15 protein-coding genes, 1 tRNA gene and 1 pseudogene are annotated in these 18,324 nt (G+C 69.7%); 8 read left to right on the top strand and 9 right to left on the bottom strand.

The genetic code is table 11. From position 1 onward, the window contains the following. Positions 1-82: 82 nt before the first annotated feature. On the bottom strand, positions 83-496 hold the full coding sequence (locus tag OG625_RS12295; RefSeq protein ID WP_329379257.1) for a hypothetical protein: 414 nt from the start codon (positions 494-496) through the stop codon (positions 83-85). A gap of 223 nt (positions 497-719) precedes the next feature. Between OG625_RS12295 and OG625_RS12290 the strand changes: the two genes are divergently transcribed. From OG625_RS12290 to OG625_RS12270, 5 genes are all read left to right on the top strand, one after another. Further along, entirely contained in the window at positions 720-1,607 is an 888-nt protein-coding gene (locus OG625_RS12290; protein WP_329379255.1) for a nuclease-related domain-containing protein, read from the top strand. 315 nt (positions 1,608-1,922) lie between these two features. Beyond that, positions 1,923-2,903, top strand: a complete 981-nt coding sequence (locus OG625_RS12285) for a GNAT family N-acetyltransferase (RefSeq protein WP_329379253.1) — start codon at positions 1,923-1,925, stop codon at positions 2,901-2,903. A 144-nt stretch (positions 2,904-3,047) separates the two neighbouring features. Further along, entirely contained in the window at positions 3,048-4,109 is a 1,062-nt protein-coding gene (gene ku, locus OG625_RS12280; protein WP_329379251.1) for a non-homologous end joining protein Ku, read from the top strand. Between the two features lie 177 nt (positions 4,110-4,286). Then, the gene (gene ligD, locus OG625_RS12275; protein WP_329379249.1) at positions 4,287-5,171 is read left to right on the top strand and encodes a non-homologous end-joining DNA ligase; all 885 of its coding nucleotides are present in this window, start codon (positions 4,287-4,289) and stop codon (positions 5,169-5,171) included. Beyond that, positions 5,171-6,061 carry an ATP-dependent DNA ligase gene (locus tag OG625_RS12270; protein WP_329390608.1) on the top strand — a complete coding sequence of 297 codons (891 nt, stop codon included), beginning with the start codon at positions 5,171-5,173 and terminating at the stop codon, positions 6,059-6,061. Before ligD ends, OG625_RS12270 begins: the two co-directional genes overlap by 1 nt. Positions 6,062-6,125: 64 nt before the next feature. On the opposite strand, the gene OG625_RS12265 is transcribed toward OG625_RS12270, so the two are convergent. From OG625_RS12265 to OG625_RS12245, 5 genes are all read right to left on the bottom strand, one after another. Next, complete coding sequence (locus OG625_RS12265) at positions 6,126-6,527, bottom strand: DUF6479 family protein (protein WP_329379247.1); 402 nt, start codon at positions 6,525-6,527, stop codon at positions 6,126-6,128. 67 nt (positions 6,528-6,594) lie between these two features. Continuing rightward, positions 6,595-7,581 carry an XdhC family protein gene (locus OG625_RS12260; protein ID WP_329379245.1) on the bottom strand — a complete coding sequence of 329 codons (987 nt, stop codon included), beginning with the start codon at positions 7,579-7,581 and terminating at the stop codon, positions 6,595-6,597. Between the two features lie 175 nt (positions 7,582-7,756). After that, entirely contained in the window at positions 7,757-9,814 is a 2,058-nt protein-coding gene (locus tag OG625_RS12255) for an Hsp70 family protein (protein ID WP_329379243.1), read from the bottom strand. Continuing rightward, a complete protein-coding gene (locus OG625_RS12250; protein WP_329379241.1) occupies positions 9,811-10,203 on the bottom strand; it encodes a hypothetical protein in 393 nt (130 codons plus the stop codon). The genes OG625_RS12255 and OG625_RS12250 overlap by 4 nt, the downstream gene beginning before the upstream one ends. Before the next feature lie 349 nt (positions 10,204-10,552). Continuing rightward, positions 10,553-12,223, bottom strand: a complete 1,671-nt coding sequence (locus OG625_RS12245) for a hypothetical protein (RefSeq protein ID WP_329390606.1) — start codon at positions 12,221-12,223, stop codon at positions 10,553-10,555. 996 nt (positions 12,224-13,219) lie between these two features. Between OG625_RS12245 and OG625_RS12240 the strand changes: the two genes are divergently transcribed. Beyond that, entirely contained in the window at positions 13,220-13,642 is a 423-nt protein-coding gene (locus tag OG625_RS12240; RefSeq protein ID WP_329379239.1) for a hypothetical protein, read from the top strand. A gap of 617 nt (positions 13,643-14,259) precedes the next feature. On the opposite strand, the gene OG625_RS12235 is transcribed toward OG625_RS12240, so the two are convergent. Together OG625_RS12235 and OG625_RS12230 are read right to left on the bottom strand one after the other, a co-directional pair. After that, complete coding sequence (locus OG625_RS12235; protein ID WP_329379237.1) at positions 14,260-14,880, bottom strand: hypothetical protein; 621 nt, start codon at positions 14,878-14,880, stop codon at positions 14,260-14,262. A gap of 252 nt (positions 14,881-15,132) precedes the next feature. Beyond that, a complete protein-coding gene (locus OG625_RS12230; protein ID WP_329379236.1) occupies positions 15,133-15,465 on the bottom strand; it encodes a hypothetical protein in 333 nt (110 codons plus the stop codon). Between the two features lie 1,119 nt (positions 15,466-16,584). Here OG625_RS12230 and OG625_RS12225 point away from each other — a divergent pair. Next, a pseudogene (locus OG625_RS12225) lies at positions 16,585-17,436 on the top strand (tyrosine-type recombinase/integrase); the annotation flags it as partial. A 218-nt stretch (positions 17,437-17,654) separates the two neighbouring features. Here the strand turns inward: OG625_RS12225 and OG625_RS12220 are convergent. Then, positions 17,655-17,726 (bottom strand) — tRNA-Arg (locus tag OG625_RS12220). A 50-nt stretch (positions 17,727-17,776) separates the two neighbouring features. Here OG625_RS12220 and OG625_RS12215 point away from each other — a divergent pair. Next, positions 17,777-18,307, top strand: coding sequence for a response regulator (locus OG625_RS12215; RefSeq protein ID WP_329379233.1), 531 nt, complete (start codon positions 17,777-17,779; stop codon positions 18,305-18,307). The last annotated feature ends 17 nt before the right edge of the window (positions 18,308-18,324 follow it).

Raw genomic sequence — 18,324 nt, 5'->3', positions numbered from 1 at the left:
GTCAACCTTATGCGGAGCCACACCCTCTTTGCCCACGGTGCTGTGCGCGTCAGTGATCCGTAGCCCGCCCGCAGCCCGTACGTCAGCCGTCCGTACGACCGCGGCGCAGCATCGCGAAGCCCAGCCCGGCGGCGCCGACGGCCGCGATGCCCCCACCGGCGGCGAGCAGCAGCACGCCCTCACCCGGCCCGTCGGCAAGCGTGCTCAGCCGCCGCGCATCGACGGACCCGACGGCGGCGGGCTCCGCTTCCCTCGCCGCCGTCACGGGCACGACCTGCCCGCTCCGGGTCCCGGTCTTGTACCCGTACCCCTCGCCCTGCGCGGGGGCGTCTCCGCGGCCGCCGACCCAGGAGGCCGGCCGCCCGGCGGAGTGCGCGGAGGAGGCCGCGGGCACCCCCTCGGCGAGCGCGGCGGCGGTGGGCAGCGCCAGCAGACTTCCGGCGCATGCGGCCACGGCGGCGGCGCGAACGAGAGTGCGGCGGCGGACGGTGCTCACGGGAGTCCTTCGGTGCTGGTCAGGGAGGGCCTGGCGGGTCAAGGTGGGTCCAGGCGGGTCCAGGTGGGTCCAGGTGGGACAAACCTAGGGGAGGGGCGTTGCGGCGCAGCCCCGTTCTTGTAACAGCAGAGCCGCAAGGTCCCGTCGGAGTCGTTACGTGACACATCCGGGGGATTGCCGTGCGACGCCCGGACTGCTCCCATGGACCGCGGGGGTGAGGGCGATGTCGCCACTCAAAGTACTGCCGTCAGCCGGCCGGGCCGGCCGCGGCCGACTGTACGTGAACCTGCCGGACGGGCAGGCGGTGGCCTGGTACGACCGCCAGGCGAACCGCATCAGCGTCCTGGCGGACGACCACCGGGAAGCGATCCTCGCGGCCCTCCGCCCCTACCTGAGCGGGACGGTCTCCATAGGCCCGCCGCCGGTCCCCACGGCGGCCGACCTGCGACGCCTCGCCCTGCCCCCGGACGCGGACCTCGCCCCGAACCGCCCGGGGGAGACCCTGCTGGGCGAGCTGGAACACGGCCCGGCGGGCACGCGGGCCCGCCACCGCCTCCGCCAGGACCTGGCGGCCCAGCAGCGGATGGGCGACGTACTGGACACCCTGGAGCCGGACGGCTGGCGCACCCTGCACTGCGTCCCGCTCCCCGGCCTGGGCAGCATCGACCACCTGCTGATCGGCCCGGCGGGCATCTTCTGCGTCCGCACGGCCCCCGGCCGCCGCCAGCGTGCCGCCGTCGGCGACCTCCTGCTCACGGTGGGCCGCACGGAACCCCGCCCGGACCCCCGCTGGACCCGCCGCGCAGCAGCCCTTGCGACCCGCCTCCTGTCGGCCCAGGTCACCCCGGCCCTGGCGGTGGTGGAGGCCTCCCGCGTGGAGGTGGCCCCCACGGTCCGGGACATCCACATCCTCCAACCCCTGACCGCCCTCCCCACCCTCAAGTGCGCCCCGACGGCCCTCAAACCCCCGGACGTGGAAGCCCTGTTCGCCCTGGCCCGAGACACCAGAACCTGGCTACCCACCCCCACCCCGGGCGCGAGCCGGCCGCACCCCCGGCCGAGGCCCACCCACCCGTCGCCACCACCCCGCCCCGGACAACGCCCAACCTGACAGCCGCCCGAGACCACCCGGCGGCGCACATCCAGCCTCGCCGGCGTTTGAGGCGTGGGGGTCCCCCCGGACGGAGTCTGGGGGAGGGTCTGGGGCGGAGCCCCAGTTCGGGAAGGGGCGGGGTGGGGAAAAGCGCCGCAGGCCCCACCCGCACCTGCGGCCGCACTCCCCCCGCACCCCCCGCACCCCCCACCCCGCTCCCCAGGCAAGGCAATCGGCCCTGGTCACCGGCCTCCGGCACCGGCTGACCGTTCGCTTCGCCATGCGGTGCCGCTCGTGGTGTGATGAAACGGGGACTCCGAGAAGGAGAGAGCGATGACCTCACCGGCAGCGGAGCGGAAGACCGTCGCGGGCCCGGTGTCAGTCCGCCCGCTGGCCGAGGCGGACCTGGATCGGGCCGATGAGATCTTCCGGGTCGCCTTCGGGACGTTCCTCGGGATCCCCGAGCCGAAGACGTTCTTCGAGACCGCCGAATACGTCCGCACACGCTGGGCGGCCGATCCGCACGCGGCCTTCGCAGCGACGATCGAGGGTGAATTCGCCGGATCGAACTTCGCCGCCAACTGGGGCAGCGTCGGGTACTTCGGACCGTTGACCGTGCGTCCGGACTTGTGGGACCAGGGCGTCGGCAAGCGCCTCATGGATCCGGTCATGGACTGCTTCGACACCTGGGGCAACCGCCACCTGGGCCTGTTCACCTTCTCGCACAGTCCGAAGCACCTTGAGCTCTACCGCAGATACGGTTTCTGGCCCCGATTCCTCACGGCCGTCATGAAGAAGCACGTCGCGGGCAGCCCCGTGGTCCCCGGCCGGGTGACGTACGGCGAGCTGCCTGCCGCCGAGCAGTCCGCCTGCCTCAGTGCCTGCCGCGAACTCACCGGGGCCGTGTACGAGGGCCTGGACCTGGAACGCGAAATCGTCGCCGTGCACGCGCAGGGACTCGGTGACACCGTCCTGCTCCAGGGCGGCGGCTCCGAGCTCGACGGCCTGGCCGTCTGCCACTGCGGAGCCGGATCGGAGGCCGGAGAGGACGTGTGCTTCGTCAAATTCGGCGCCGTACGCCCTGGCCCGGAGGCCGCCGACCGCTTCGAGCGACTGCTCGACGCATGTGAGCAACTGGCGGCCGAGCGCGGGCTGAGTCAGCTGGACGCCGGGATGAACCTGGGCCGCCCGGATGCCTATCGGCGCATGATCGACCGTGGTTTCCGTACGTGGATGCAGGGCGTCACGATGCACCGGCCCAACGAGCCCGGATACAGCCACCCCGACGCCTATGTGATCGACGACTGGCGCTGAGCCCACCCGTCCGGCCACCAGGCTCCGGCTTTTGGCGGGCTGCGCCGTCGCCTCGCCCGAGACCGGCAGGACAGGTGGTCGTCGCCGAGTGTCGCGGTGTCTGACCTCGTCTTAGCCTGAGGGTCCCAGGGAAGGAGCGCCGGTATGAGAGCGACCTGGAAGGGGGCCATATCGTTCGGGCTGGTCACGATCCCGGTCCAGCTCTTCACGGCCACGGAGGAGCACGACATCCCGCTTCGCCAGGTGCACGAGAAGGACGGCTCCCGGGTGCGGCTGCGGCGCGTATGCGAAGCCGAGGACGTCGAGATTCCGTATGCGGAGATCACCAAGGGCTACGAGGCCCCGGACGGCAGCATGATCATGCTGTCCGACGAAGACCTCGCCGACCTCCCCCTCCCCAGCAAGAGGCTCATCGACGTGCTGGCCTTCGTCGACGCCGAGACCATCGATCCGCTGATGTTCTCCAAGGCCTACTACGTCGGCACCTCCGACCGCGCGGCCGCCAAGCCCTATGCCCTGCTCAAGCAGGCCCTGACCGAGGCCGGGCAGATCGCCGTCACGAAGATCGCCATCCGGTCGAGAGAGTCACTCGCCGTGCTCCGAGTGCACGAGGACACGCTGGTGCTGCAGACGTGCCTCTGGCCCGACGAGGTCCGGCCTGCCGCCGGCGTCGCGCCGGAGGGCGAGGTCACGATCCGCCCCCAGGAACTGCAGATGGCCAGGTCCCTCATGGACATGCTGTCCCAGGACTTCGACCTGTCCACGCTCCACGACGATTACCAGGAAGCCCTCCAGCAGGTGATCGAAGCCCGGCTCCAGGGCATCGAGCTGCCGCACGAAGAGGAAGCCGCCCCGACGGGCGGCAAGGTCATCGACCTCATGGCAGCCCTGGAGAACAGCGTCCGCGCGGCCAAGGAGTCGCGCGGGGAGCGCGGTGCTGCCGAGGAGACGGAGGCCGAGGTCCGGACCCTGCCCGTCCGCAAGACCGCGAAGAAGGCCCCGGCGAAGAAGACGGCACCGGCCCGGAAGGCAACAGGCTCCACGGCGGCGAAGAAGGCCGCCGCATCACCGAAGGAAGCCGGCGGCAAGAAGACCACCGCCGCCACGAAGAGCACGGCCAAGGCCGCTGCGAAGAAGACCACGGCCAAGAAGAGCACGGCCAAGAAGACCACGGCCGAGAAGACCACCAAGCGGGCCTCCGCCTGAACCGGCCGCGCCCCCGCACTACACCTCTGGCACACCTGGATCAGCGCGCGACAGCCACGCCCCCCGAGAACCGCCGTCACTCGAATGAATCGGGTGGAAGGAGACGGCCCCGTTCCGTATGGATCGCACCGCCTGCCTGCCCGCCCGCTTCCTCCGGTTTCGTGGCAGTCTCGTCGTATGACGCCGATCACATTGGTGGAGGGCCGTCGCATCACGCTCAGCAATCTCGACAAGGTCATCTATCCCGAGACCGGCTTCACCAAGGGCGAGCTGCTCCACTACTACGCCACGATCAAGGACACCCTCCTCCCGCACATCCACAACCGCCCGGTGTCCTTCCTCCGCTACCCCGACGGCCCGGACGGCCAGCTCTTCTTCACCAAGAACCCGCCGCCCGGCACCCCCGACTGGGTGAAGACCACCCCCGTCCCCCGCTCCGACGAACCCTCCGCCGAACAAGTGGTGATCGCCGACATGGCCTCCCTCATGTGGGCCGCCAACCTGGTCGTCGAGTTCCACACGCCCCAGTGGCCCGCCGACAGCCCCGCCGTCGCCGACCGGCTGATCTTCGACCTGGACCCCGGGCCGCCCGCCACCGTCGTCGAGTGCTGCGCCGCCGCCCTCTGGCTGCGCGACCGCCTCGCCGCCGACGGCCTGCACGCCTACGCCAAAACCTCCGGCTCCAAGGGCCTGCACCTCTCCGTGCCCCTCCACCCGACCCCGTCCGCGCACGTCTCCTCGTACGCCAAGACCCTCGCCCAGGAGGCCGAACGAACCCTCCCCGACCTGGTCGTCCACCGCATGGCCAAGGCCCTGCGCCCCGGGAAGGTCTTCGTCGACCACAGCCAGAACGCCGCCGCCAAGACCACCGCGGCCCCCTACACCCTGCGCGCCCGGGCCCGTCCCACCGTCTCCACGCCCGTCTCCTGGGCGGAGGTGGAGGCCTGCCGGACCCCTCCCGACCTGCTCTTCCTCGCCGACGACATCCCGCCACGCCTCGCCCGCCACGGCGACCTGTTCGCCCCCCTGACCGACCCCGACCGGGCGGGGCGACTGCCGTGATCCGCGTCGCGCTGGCCGCGGCCGTACGGACCCTGCCGCGCGGGGCGGGTCTGGCGTACGAGCCGAAGTTCGACGGCCACCGCCTCCTCGTCCTGCGCACCGAGGCCGGCGTCGCGCTCCAGGCCCGCTCGGGACGCATCGTGACCGGCGCCTTCCCCGACCTGGCCGCCGCCGCGCACCAACTGCCCGCCGGTACGGTGCTGGACGGCGAGGTGGTGGTCTGGCACGCAGGCCGCACCGACTTCGCCCTGGTCCAGCGGCGCGCGGCGGCCGCCACCGCCGCCCGCGCGGCCGTCCTCGCGCAGAGCCTCCCGGCCTCGTACGCCGCCTTCGACGTCCTGGAACTCGCCGGGCTCGACCTGCGCACCCGCCCGTACGAACGCCGCCGCGCCCTCCTGGTGGACCTTCTCCTCCCGCTGGGCCCGCCACTCCAGCCGGTCCCCATGACCACGGACCCGGAACTGGCCGCCACCTGGTACGAGACCCTCCCGGCCAGCGGTATCGAGGGCCTGGTCGTCAAGCGCCTGGACCAGCCCTACCCGGCCGGCCGCCGCGGCTGGCAGAAGCTGCGGCACACGGACGTCCGCGACGCGGCGGTCGTCGGTTACACGGGCACCCCGCGCCGCCCGCAGGCCCTGGTGCTCGTCCTCCCGGTGGGTGACGAGACCCCGCTGGTCTCCAGCCCCCTCCCGGCAGCCCTCCGCGCCGAACTGGCGGCGGAGGTGGCCACCCGCGAGGCGCCCCCGTCACCCCCCACGGCCACGATCACGGCGATCGGCCTGGGCGAGGTCCCCTTCCACACCCTGGACCCGCCCCTCACCGCGGAGGTCCGGGCCACTTCGGCCCGCCACCCGCCCCCGGAGGTGATCCGGCTGCGAACAGACCTCTGACCCGCGCGGGAGGCGCGGGCCAGAGAGTCGGGTGTCAGAGCCGAGGTGGCAGGTGGCCGAGGTGTCAGCTGTGCGCGCCACGCCCGTGGTCCGGGGGGCCTCCCGGCTGCGGCCTCGGGTACGTCGCCTCCGGACCCGGATGCTCGTACCCGGACTCCCGCTCCGCCCGGACGTCCTCCGGATGGCTGGAGCCGGTGGAGCCGAAGTTTCCGTAACCCTGCATTTCGTGGGGCCGGAGCCCTCCCTCCGGGATCTCCACGGGGTCCCGCTCCCCGCGTACCTCGTAGACCGCCCCACCGTTCGGCAGGTGCGGCTGCTCCGAGGGGTCGGGCGGCCGGGGCTCCTTCGCCCGTACCCGCTGGCCCAGCTTGAAGCCGCCGAGCAGCATGGCGACGACGACGAGTCCGACGACCGCGAACCATGCGATATCAAGGAGGATCGCGTCCACGCTCAGGATCATGTCCATACCGACCATTTTCCCGCACTTTCACCCGATACGCGCACTCCCGCCGGAAACCGCCTCCGCCCGCGGCTCAGACGTTGATCGGCCCGTCGGTGTCCCGCAGCGCACCCGCGCCGGTGCGGGCCCCGAGCACACCCAGGATCTCGGCGCAGATCGCCAGGGCGGTCTCCGCCGGCGTCCGGGCCCCGAGATCCAGCCCGATCGGCCCGTGCACCAAGGCCAGTTGGGCCTCCGTCACCCCCGCGGCGATCAACCCTTCCCGGCGCCGCGTCGTCGTACGCCGCGACCCGAGCGCCCCGATGTACGGAACCCCCTCGGCCAGCGCGAACCGCAGCGTCGGCACGTCGAACGTCTCGTCGTGGCTCAGCATGACCACGCACGCGGCATCCCGCCGCGCCGCAATCGCCTTCCGGGCCTCTTCGGCCCCCTCCACCAGCACGGCCTCCCACCCCAGCAGCAGCACCTGCTGCTCGATGATCTCCGCGAGCTCACCCCCGCCGCCGACGACCACATACGGCGCAGACGGGTACGCCTCCACGAGCACCAGCCCGGACTCCCCGTACAGCGCGTCCCGCCCGGCCCGCCGACTGGCCAACAGCTCCCCGGCCCGCCGCCCGGCATCGTCACTCACCACACCGCCGGCCCGCACCACGTGACTGACGGCCTGATCGGCCCCCTCGTTCAGCCGTGTCACCAGGGCCACCCCGACCCCTTCCTCCAGCAGGTCCCACCACTCGCCCGGGATCGCACCCAAGGGCTGCAGCAGCACCTCGGCCTGCCCGCCGCACGTCAGCCTCGCCTCAGCGGCCTCGGCCCCGCCCACGGACACCTCACACACCCGCGCCGTGTGCCCGGCCCCCACGGCCCCGGCCTCGGCCACGAGCTCGGCATCGAACACCCCCTGGTACAGGCTCCCGGCGCACTCCCCCCGCACATCGACGAGCAGCCCCCCGGAAGGATCCCGCGGCCCGAACCCCTGCTCGGTAACGGGCCGCACCAAAAACGCCACCCGCCCCTCGGCCACCCACTGCCGAGCCGTCTCCACCAACTCACGCATGTCCGCTGCCCCATCTCGTACGTGCTCGCTCCCCGCAGAGCGCCTGGTCACCGGCACACAGGGGAATCACGCACCACGATAGGCAGCGCCCCAACCCCGCCCCATCCCACGAACCCACAGACTGATCCGCACCCGCCTCGTACGGACCACCGGAAGGTCCGGCGGCCCGGCCCGCTCACCTGCGCCGGACCGATGGATCCGCCGGGTTCGGGATGCGCGGGTTGAAGACCCACACTCCCTGCGACTGAGTGGCCCCCATAATGCGCCCGGAGGCACGCAGCCAAGGGTTCGCCTTCTGGAACGGCACGAAGTTGTCGTTGGAGACGATCACCCCGGAAACTTCCTTGGCGATGCTGATGACCAAGGCGTCGCCCTTCCCCTCGGTCCCGGCAGGCGGCTGCACCACTTCGTTGGCTTCGATCGCCTTCTCCACGAGGGGCCTCTCCGGAGGGGCGACGTCGTGCCGGAGCGTGGCGTCGACCACCACGTGCACGTCGCGGTCGGGATGCTTGAGCCGCAGCGACCTCACGGCCGCCTCCAAGGCGGCGAAGCTCGGCTGCCCGCCCGCCGCACGCGAGGGCCTGCCGTTCCAGGCGAGGTTCGAACCGTCGACGATGAGCGGTTCCTTCCGGGGCACCCCGACGGCCCCCGCCGAGCGGCGGCTCGGAGGCCCGGGAAGGGGCTGCGTCTTGGGCTGCTGTTGTGGGTGAGTGGGCTCGGAAACGGGCCTCGCCACCGGAGTGAGTTCGAGCAGCCGCTCGAGCTCCTTGCGCACCTCCGGCAGGACCTGGCCGTCCCCGAAGACCTTGACCTCTCCGTCGAGGAGGACCTGCCCGGTCTTCTGCAAGGTGGCCTTGACCGCGAGGAGCCCTTCCTTGCTGTAGGTGTACTCCAGGTCGAAGACACTGTCCGCGGCCTTGCCCATGCTCGGGTAGGTCAGTACGAGGTCGGTCAGCTTCACGTTGTCGGGATGGTCGACCGGGCGGTCCGGATCTCCCTCCCAGACCTCCACGGTCAGTTTCGCGACGTTGTCGCGCGTGGGCTCGTACGACTTGATGCGCTGCTGTGGGAGCCGCTGGTTCCGGTCGATGAGGGCGCTGAACCGGCGCTGCCCCTCCCGGTTCTTGGTCACGGTCCCGAGAGCATGCGTGTTGACCACACGGATGATGCTCTTGAGCTCCCCGTCCATGGCCGCGGCCGCGATCGCCGCTCCTTCTGCCACGGCCGTCATGGGATTGCACAAGTCCGTGTCCACCAGCTCGCAGTCGAGCGCCTCGGCCACGGCTGCCCGCACCGCGGGGATCTGGCTACTGCCACCGATCATCAGGACGGCGGTGAGTTCGTGCGGTTCGATCCGGGCCTGCGCCAGGCACTCCTCGACCGGGTCGAGAGCACGGCTGATCAGATCCTGGATCGCCTCCGAGAACGCGACCTGGCCGATCTCGACAACGACGCCGTCCGGGGTGGTCACGAGAACCGACTCCTGCTGCGAGAGCAGGATCTTGGCGCGCTCGATGTCCAGGTTGAACTGGCGCTTCTCGGAGGAAGTCCACTGACGGCGTGCCGGAGCCCGGTCGAGGACCATCCGACGCAGTCGGGCGTCGATCTCCAGCCCGCCGAGCTGATTGACGCCACGGCTCGCCTTCTCGTCGAAGAACCCCTCGTCATGTAGCAGCAGGGTGGCGTCCATGGTGCCGCCTCCCCAGTCGAAGACCAGGAACTCTCCGTCGACCTCCATCTCGTGCGCGTACGCGATGGCGGCGGCCGTCGGTTCGTTGAGCAGGGTGCGCACGGTGAGACCGGCGGCGCGGGCGGCCTCACGGGTACGGAACCGCGCCGCGCCCGTCGCGTTGGCCGGAACCGTGATGACGGCATCGCGGATCTCGGTGGCGGCCTCCTCCTCCGCGGCAACCGCCATGGCATGGAAGACACCGGCGGCGGCGGTGGTCGCGGCGAAACGCGAACCTCCCAAGGACACGAAGGGCTCGTCCCGCAGCATCCGCTTGCAGGCTTCGACCGCGTGCTCCGAACGCAGCTTCGCCTCCCAGCCGAAAAGGGTCCCGGGGCGCAGCGTGCTGGTGCCGACCACCGAGGGGTAGAGCAGCTCGAAGCCGGGTCGGAGCCAGTCCGCGTCCAGGCCCCGGCCGCCGATCTCCAGCACCTCGACGTACTCACCGTTCCACTGGGCCACCACCGAGTTGGTGGTCCCGAAGTCGATGCCGGCCGTGCTCATGCTTCCCCCTCCGTGCGGCCGATGGGCTCGGGCACGCGCCGCAGCTGCCCCGCGAGAATGACCTTGCCGGTCAACTCGTCCACGTACGCCGGACGCAACAACTCGAAGGAGGAACCCTCGCCTTCGGTGACCACGAACCGGTCGCCCTCCTCCGGTTCGACCACCCTGAGGAGCCGGAGTTCGCGCAGGTGTGCCGCCATGGAAGGGTCGACCAGGGAGCCCGCGAGGGCTGCCCGGGACCACAGCAGCGCGTCGATCTCGGCGATCCGCCCGGCGAACTGGGCGCGGGTACGGAACACGTCCAGCACGGCCTTGCGCACCGACGTGCTCACGATGGAGGCGGGCAAATCGCCGGAGTCCGCGAGCGCCTCCGCAACGCCCGCCACCACGCGCTTGATGATCGTCGCCGCGTCGATCGGATCAGGGGCTGCGGCCGGTGCTGATTCCGGTGCTGATTCCGGCGCTGACTCCGGCATCTCCGCCGACGGCGCCGGCGACGGCACCGGACCCGCGGATCCGCGGCGGCGCTCAAGGCGGCGCTTCCTGCCCTGGGGGTGGTGCGGCGCGGTCTTGGCATCGGCACCGGGCTGGATGTGACCGCAGTGGGGGCAGGGGCGGTGAGGCCGCAGGTTCTTCGGAATCGCGGACTGCCGCCCACGCCCTGCCGAAGGGCTGTTTTTCGGGGTCATCAGGGATCTGCCTTGTTCCGTCAGGATGAATGGATCTGGATCGACGTGCTCACTGGACCGGGCTGTGCCGGTCGAGGTGCGGGGCCGTGGTCCGGAAATCATCGAGCAGCTCGACGGCTGCCCGGGCGCGGATGGCCTCCAGCTCGGCCCCGCTGGTCACGGAGGTGCGCCGTGTCAGGGCCACCAGCGGAGGCACCAGGTGGCGGGGAACGCCGGGGGTGATGACGTACCGGGACGGGTCCAAGGGCAGCTCGAAGAAGACCTTCCAGCCGGCGTCGCCGTGCAAGGCGTTCCGGATCCGGTCCTCGGCCCGGTTCAAGCGGGCTTGGGCCGGGGTATCGCCCTCGTGCTGTCGGAAGATCTCCCGGCAGTGCACTTCCCACCCGGTGGCCCCGTGATCCAGGCCGAACTCCAGGAAAGGGTTCGTGACCGGGCCGCGCTCGTTCTTCGTCAACGTGCTCCACGTGCGGACGAGCGCGAGGTTGTGCTCGGCGGTCGTGCCACCACCCGAGGCGGCCCTGACCGCGTACTCCTCCGCCGCTTCGAGTTGGCCCTTCACCGCGGTTGTGTAGGCGAGGATGGAGTTGGCCTCGGACGCCAACTCGGCGGACACTCCTCGGGCGCCCGTGCCCGCACGGGTGAGGGAGCGGGCCTGCCGGAACGCGTCCTCGAGTCGGTCCGCTTTCAGCAGGTCGTAGGCCCGCTTGATCGCGACCAGCGCGTAGAACGGGCCGCGACTCGCGTCGACGGACTCCTGGGGATGCCAGAGCGCCGCCATCAGCAGCCACAGGCCGCGGTCCTTCGCCATGTCCTGGGCCCATTGGCCGGAGATCGCGCCCGACTTGAGGTCGCGCAGCTCGATCTGCTGCTGCCGTGGCAGTGCGGCATCGAGTGCGTCGAGGGCTGACACGTCGCCCTCCACTGCTACGTCGTACAGCAGGTCCCAGACGTCATCGGGCTCCTGGCGCACCACGGTCCGGCCGGCCAGGAAGGCCTGGCGCCGCAGCCAGAACTCCCAGCCGAGGCGCTCCGCCTCCTGCTGCGTGATGCCATCCGGTGCGAGCCGGGCGCGCAGGTACAGGGCTTCCTCGGCGTCGCGCGCCTCCCACGGAGAATCCTCCGCCAACAGGCCGCCGTGATCGACGAGATCGTCGATGACGGACAGCGGAGCCCAGGACAGCGCCGAGTCCAGGAAGCGGTTGGGCAGGGGTATCGCACCACGGGTCGCGGCCGTGGTGAAGAGCGAGAAGGCAGGACCGCCCGAGACCGCGCGTGAGCGCGTGCTGACGAGCTCCAGCCCCGGTGCGGTCGAGCAGAGAAGCCTGCACCGGTCCAGCCCCGCCTCGTTGAGCCAGCGCACACCGGCTGCCCACAGCCCACGGAGGTGATGGAGGACGGCATCCGGCGGCAGCGAGATGAGCCCCGTACGCACGGACGGCAGCAACCCCTCGCGATCAGGGGTCCCTTCGAGGGCGAGGGCGAGTACCGCGCGGTCGGTTTCGGGTAGTTCCGGTACTGCGACCAGGTCGGCCAGCATGGCGCGCACGGCCTCGACGGCCTCATCGCCACCCACCCCGAGCCAACGCCATTTGCGCTGGGCGAACCCACTCACCGCGGCGCTGCTTTGACTGCTCTGGCTCTGCCGACGCGCTCGCGCACGTGCCAGACGTTCGCGTTCGGCGGCCTTCGCGGCGTCGCGGCTGGCGACCGGGTCAGTCATGTCGTACACACCGTCAGACTATCCATGCAGTCGGACATTCCATACAGCTCGTCCGCATCGTGACCTCGCAGGCTGAGGTGACATGTCGGCGGTGGAGACACTGCGGTCCCGCAGGTGCCCCGGTATCCCGCCGTGCGGCGAGCGTGACCGTACGACCGTTGCATCTGGCCCACGTACAGGCGGCGGCCGGCCTGCGCGCAACTGGCGCCCGGCCGACGTGCAGGCGGACGTACAGGCCTACGCTCGCCGTGAGCGCCCAACAGCGCCGAGCGGTCGCCACCGCGCTGCCGGCGACCGCAGTACGGGACGGACGCCCCCCCTTCCAGAAGCGTCCGTCAAGACTCGCGCGAACGGGGTGAATGACGTCGAGGCCTCCCCGCGGCAGGACGAGACCCCTACACGAAGCGGCTGCACATGCGCGAAGACCCCGTCTCGGCCAAAGCGCTGATGGCGGGGTCTTTGGGCACTTCCTGCGAAGTGCCCCCGGCAGGATTCGAACCCGCGCACACGGCTCCGGAGGCCCCGTGCGTCTCACGCGTTCCAGCAGGTCAGAGCCCTTGAAGGTGGCCTCTGCTGCCACGCTGGTCCATGAATAGGCCGCAGCTGCGACAGCGGTCGAGCCACGGGACGTTCCCGAAGGCTGGACGGTGCGCAGCCTGGCACCGTGGTTCCGGAGGCAAGATCTGATGAACCCGGTGTCGCCCCTCGTCCGGACCTGAGTCCCACTCAACGATCGTCTGGCTCAGGGCGCTGACGAAGGGCTCGCCAAGGTTCCCACAGGACGATGAGGGTCTAGGTCGCCGCCCGGGCTCTGGCGGGCTGCACTCCGCGGGCTAGGCTTCAACACGGGTTCAAGTGGCAGGGGGGACATTGTCGGGTCAGCTATTCACGCTAATAGGCGTGCTCGTTGGTGCACTGGCCTCATATCTGGGCGCAACACTGATGGAGAGATCACGGTGGCGGCGACAGCTTTCCACTCGGTGGGATGAGCGCCGCTTGGAGTCGTACATCCGGTATGCCGACGCCATCAAAAGGTTCGTTTCAGTGGCAGGCCGACTCGCGGCTGCGAAAGGACTCTTTGACCTTCCTCAGCCCATCGCTTCAGAGGCTGGTCTGGAGCTGTTGGCTGAGGCAGAGCTGGAACGTGGGTATGCGTTCGAAACCGTGCTTCTGATGGGGGACGCCGACACGGTCTCGGCGGCTAGAGCTCTGCAGCGTCAGGCCTGGGTGCTTGAGCAATTCGCTCGTGACCAGCGCTCGGGGACCGCAGAAGATTGGACGCGGGCGTTTCGCGAGTTTCAAGATCGGCGTGATGCGTTCTACGTCGCAGCGCGGAAGAGCTTGGGCGTCTCTGCAGAGTTTCGATTTCGCAGTGAAGACCCGGCCATCCGCTCCCCTGATCCGCGGAGGCAATTGTGAACACATCGTGCCTATTGTTGCTGGTGGTCGCAGTCGATCTCGAACTGGCGACATCTGCTTTGTAAGCTCGCCCTGCCCCCGCCCATCACCCACTCAGCCCAGGCTGCGATGCCTCTCCGCGACCGCCCGGCACTGCCGGTGTTCACCCGCGTTGATGTCACCCATGGATGTCAGAGGCAGGCCGCCCGCCAGCTCACTTCTTCTTCCGAAGCTTCCGCATCTTCGCTTCGGCTTCCTTCTTCTTCCGCTGCGCCACTCCGTAGCTCGACGAGCCTCCCTGGTGTAACTGACACCGAGAGCTGTTCATGATCGCGGGCTTAGTGCACCGGCTCCCCTTGGCCGTCTGTGCACCGCACCTGGGCTGAGTCACCTGACCCCCACCTGATTCCGGCGGCTATAGGACCTCAGGATGGGCTCCCCAACGTCAGCAATCCGGGAGGCGGCGCAGACCTTGCGGACAGAAGCACGGCCGGCACACGGCTCCGGAGGTCCCGCGCGTCTCACGCGTTTCAGCAGGTCAGAGACTCGGCCGCGATCTGGGCTGTGCCCCCAGTCCCCCATATGGGCCGCAAGAGGCCGGCTCCGGGCCACACCCCGCATCCGGGGGCCGCCCCGACTTAAGCGGCGCGGGCAACTGGGAGCTGTTCCCTGTGGAGCCACGTGAACGTCCGGTCCGGTTCAAGGTGCGCCTCTCCCCAGTAGATGACGTGGATGCCGCTCTCCGCATCGGCCGTGAAGAAGAGGCAGACGAGCTTTGTCGAGGCCCCCAACTCCTCGAATGCTTCGTGCAGCCCCAGGTACTCATCTGTGGTTAAGTCGTTGCCGAGATCAAACAGGGCCTCCCGAGGCTGCGGCCCATGTGCCTTGAACAGCCGGCGCCGCGTGGGCGACGTGTTGGCGGGCAAGCGAGCGCGATCCACGGCCTTGGGCTTGTCTCCGTACCTGAACGGGAAGAGGGCGTGATCGTTGATCACCGCATACTCGTACCCCCGCACGTCCCGAACCGACTCCCGCAGCTCGCGTGCCATGTCTGCCAGGTTCTCTCGCACAGCCTCGGCGAGGGTGACGCCGTAGGGGCTTCGCTTCTTCAGCTCCGCTGCCAGGTGTGTGGCGTGAGCCTTCGAGTGCGCCTTGGCCAGTTGCACTGGCACCGCGGCAACGAGCCTGCTGGCCTGCTCCCCGAACCGTTTGATTGCCCAGGCTGACGAAGCTGCCGAATCGCTAACCAACTCGGACATTCAGCGTTCCCCTCCCCAGATCGTCCCGCTTCACCTCTGTGTGACACGCACCTGCCGCGCGCACAAGGGAGCAATCAGGCCACCGCGCGGTACTCATGGCCTGGCCAGAACAACCACAACTGACGCCCCGCCGCCCTGATCTGCGGCTGAGTTACCGATCAACCCGCTGACCAGCGGCTGAGCTGTCGTCAGTTGTCAGCATTGGTCACCACTGAGCGCCCTCCCACGGCCCGGGAGGGCGCTCAGCTGCGGTCAGGGCTGGCTTTGCAACGCCGCGTATGCACGCTCGACCTCGCCCAGGTACTGCCGCAGGCGGAAGTGAACTTCCTCGATGGCCCCGGCAACGGGGCCCGGGTACATCACGTCGGACCAGATGACCATCTCGCCGCGGAGCCTGATCCGGATGGTTAGCCTGTCTGGCCCTGGTTCGGGCTGCTCCTCGGCTGCCACATCCACCTTGCGTGGCATATCCGTCGGATAGAGCGGTCCGCCTGGGCGGAGGAGTTGCCTCGGGTCGAGGCCGGCCATTCTGCTATCGCTGCGCGCCACTACGTCGAGACCATCGACGAAGAGGTATGTGTGCACGGCTGTACATGCTGGCGGCCCAGGACACGCGCTGATGAGCAGCGTGCTTACCGCATGGCTTTGGCTTTCGGGCGCGGTGGCCCTCAGCTCGCGCGGGGATCTACGAGGCATCCGCCTGATGTGACGTCATGGGTCGATCGTAGCGGCTACGCCGCACCAGTTTGGAAAACCGTCGTGGCGCGAGTCACCGTGGGTTCAAATCCCACACCCACCGCAGGTGAGCGGCCTCTGACCAGTGCAAACGGTCAGGGGCAGTCGCTATGTCCAACGACGGTGATCGCCCAGTGTTCCCCGTTGCTCCCCGACCGATCGGGCACGTGAGGGGCACGGATAGCCTCTCTCGCCATGACGAGCATTGACCCGACCGACCCGCAGAGAGAGCACGAGCTGGGGAGGGTTGCCCTCTGGCTGACGCCCGACGATCTCCGCTGGCTTGCTGGTCACTGCTGCTGTGGCCCAGATACTTCCGACGAAGAGCGTGACCGCTGTGGCCGTATCCGCTTTAGAGCCAGCGCTGCCCTCCACAAGCACGGGCGTACTGGCTGAGCAGGACCAGGGGGCCAGGATCGGCGGGCGCGGCACCTGAGGTAGCGGTCGGCGGGGTCGATTTGGCCGGTGCCTACCCGGGCTGGGGTCCGAGCATGGTCAGGGGCCGTGTGCTGGCGGGCAATTTGAGCAGGTTCCTGAGACGACACGCTCATCAGCCACGACGAGACCGGTACCGACGCGGAGCGACCACACCGGCCGGCACCACATCGCGGCAGCAGCTGCTCCCCGCCCGCCCATTCCCGGTGGTGTGTTCGCCTCACGCGCCCGTCATCCGTGACGGCGGGGGAACGGCGCCCAGCCCCACTCAGGCCCGGCAGTCGGCAGGCCTTGCGCAAGAGGCCACCCCTCCCTCGCCGCTGGCCGTCTTTTGTCACCCCGTCCCGGCCGCAGTCGGCAGCGCTCCCGGCCACGCATGCCATGTGACGGTTGCCGTGCCTGAACGCTCGCCTGAGGCGCTACCTATCAACCCGAGCCGCAGGCGTGCGGACGGCGGCCGGGCTGGAGCGGGGCGCAGACAGGAGCGCAGGCCCGGGTGACGGGCCGCGCGCGCCGCGCATGCGCGGCGGGTGCCTTGACTCGCTGAAGATCAAATTGGATGGGACTGCGGCTGCTGCCGAGACCGTACGGCGGAAGAGGCGCACGCTGGTCAATGCGCTCCACTACGCGGTGGATCTCGGGGAATTCCGAGAGAACCCGCTCTCGGCGGTTCGCTCGCAGAAGCCCAAGGTGTCGAATGAGGTCGACCCTCGGGTGGTGGCCAACCCTGAGCAGGCCCGGTCGCTCCTGCACGCGGTCCAGTACGTCGGTGGCTATAGCCGTGCTCGCGGGCGGCGGCTCGGGGGGCTCTTCGCCGGGATGTACTTCGGGGGCTTCCGGCCGGCTGAGGTGGTGGGGTTGGCTGAGTCAGACCTGACCCTCCCGGGCTCTGGGTGGGGGACGGCCCTGCTTCACCGAACCCGGCCGAGCGTCGGCAAGCAGTGGACCGACTCTGGGGAGGGTCATGACGACCGCGGGCTGAAGAATCGGCCCATGGAAGACGTCCGGCGGGTGCCCATTCCTCCGCAGCTTGTGACCATCCTCCGGGAGCACCTCGACACCTTCGGGACGGCCAAGGACGGTCGGCTGTTCTTGAGTGAGGGCGGGGGAGTGGTCTCGTCCTCCACGTACTACCGGGCGTGGCAAGAGGCCCGGGTCCTGGCTCTGCCGCCGGCCGTGGCTGCCTCACCGCTCGCTCGTCGGCCGTACGACCTCAGGCACTCGGCACTGTCCACGTGGCTCAACGCAGGCGTCGACCCGACCGAGGTCGCCGAGCGTGCCGGCAACAGCGTGGAGGTGCTGCTCAGTCGGTATGCGAAGTGCCTCGACGGCCGGCAGGAGGTGGCCAACCGGCGGATTGAAGATCTGCTGCGCGAGTACGAGTGATCGCGAGCGAGCGGCGATACGCTGCGAGGCCCCTGGACCTGTCCGGGGGCCTTCCGCGTTTCTACCACTGACCTGGGCTGATGGACCAAGATCCTGTCCACGAATAGTCCACAGGCGCTGACATACGGCTGCACAGCACGGCAGTTGGCTGCACATACGCGAAGACCCCGTCTCAGCTAAAGCGCTGATGGCGGGGTCTTTGGGCACTTCCTGCGAAGTGCCCCCGGCAGGATTCGAACCTGCGCACACGGCTCCGGAGGCCGTTGCTCTATCCCCTGAGCTACGGGGGCGCGGTCGCTGGTGTTGCTGCGACGGGTTGAACACTACCAGCTTCCCCGGGGTGATCAGGAACCGGTTTGTGGGGGAGAGGGAGGTGCGTCGCCCGGAGGGGGTGGAAGTGGCGAAAACCCGGACGCGGGGGGTTGGGTCGACCTACTCTCGAGTTGTGCCAGGCGTCTCAGGCCGGGTGCTTGTTGTCGACGACAACAAGGTCATCCGGCAGCTGATCAAGGTCAATCTCGAGCTGGAGGGCTTCGAGGTCGTGACCGCGAACGATGGTGCCGAGTGTCTGGACGTCGTGCATCGCGTGTGTCCGGACGTGATCACCCTTGACGTGGTCATGCCTCGGCTGGACGGGTTCGGGGCGGCCGCGCAGTTGCGGGCCGATCCGCGGACCCGAGACGTGCCCGTTGCGATCGTGAGTGCCTGTACGCAGCAGGAGGTCGAGGCCGGGATCGCGGCCGGTGTGGACGCGTTCCTTGCGAAGCCGTTCGAGCCGACCGAGCTGGTGCGGGTCGTGCGGCGGCTGATCGAGCGCAAGGACCGGCGTGACGGGAGGAGAGGGGCTCCCGCCGGGAGGGGGAGGGGCTGAAGCTTATTAAGCCTCCT

The sequence above is a fragment of the Streptomyces sp. NBC_01351 genome (assembly GCF_036237315.1).
In the GTDB taxonomy this organism is placed as follows: domain Bacteria; phylum Actinomycetota; class Actinomycetes; order Streptomycetales; family Streptomycetaceae; genus Streptomyces.
The sequence above is the reverse complement of the archived record's forward strand: the minus strand, read 5'-3'. Positions and strand labels throughout refer to the sequence as shown.

Bases quoted from the DNA above. Each gene is read 5' to 3' on its own strand.
- ligD (WP_329379249.1), top strand. From the start codon at position 4,287: ATGACGCCGATCACATTGGTGGAGGGCCGTCGCATCACGCTCAGCAAT.
- OG625_RS12265 (WP_329379247.1), bottom strand. From the start codon at position 6,527: ATGGACATGATCCTGAGCGTGGACGCGATCCTCCTTGATATCGCATGG.
- OG625_RS12235 (WP_329379237.1), bottom strand. From the start codon at position 14,880: ATGTCCGAGTTGGTTAGCGATTCGGCAGCTTCGTCAGCCTGGGCAATC.
- ku (WP_329379251.1), top strand. From the start codon at position 3,048: ATGAGAGCGACCTGGAAGGGGGCCATATCGTTCGGGCTGGTCACGATC.
- OG625_RS12260 (WP_329379245.1), bottom strand. From the start codon at position 7,581: ATGCGTGAGTTGGTGGAGACGGCTCGGCAGTGGGTGGCCGAGGGGCGG.
- OG625_RS12245 (WP_329390606.1), bottom strand. From the start codon at position 12,223: ATGACTGACCCGGTCGCCAGCCGCGACGCCGCGAAGGCCGCCGAACGC.
- OG625_RS12285 (WP_329379253.1), top strand. From the start codon at position 1,923: ATGACCTCACCGGCAGCGGAGCGGAAGACCGTCGCGGGCCCGGTGTCA.
- OG625_RS12290 (WP_329379255.1), top strand. From the start codon at position 720: ATGTCGCCACTCAAAGTACTGCCGTCAGCCGGCCGGGCCGGCCGCGGC.
- OG625_RS12255 (WP_329379243.1), bottom strand. From the start codon at position 9,814: ATGAGCACGGCCGGCATCGACTTCGGGACCACCAACTCGGTGGTGGCC.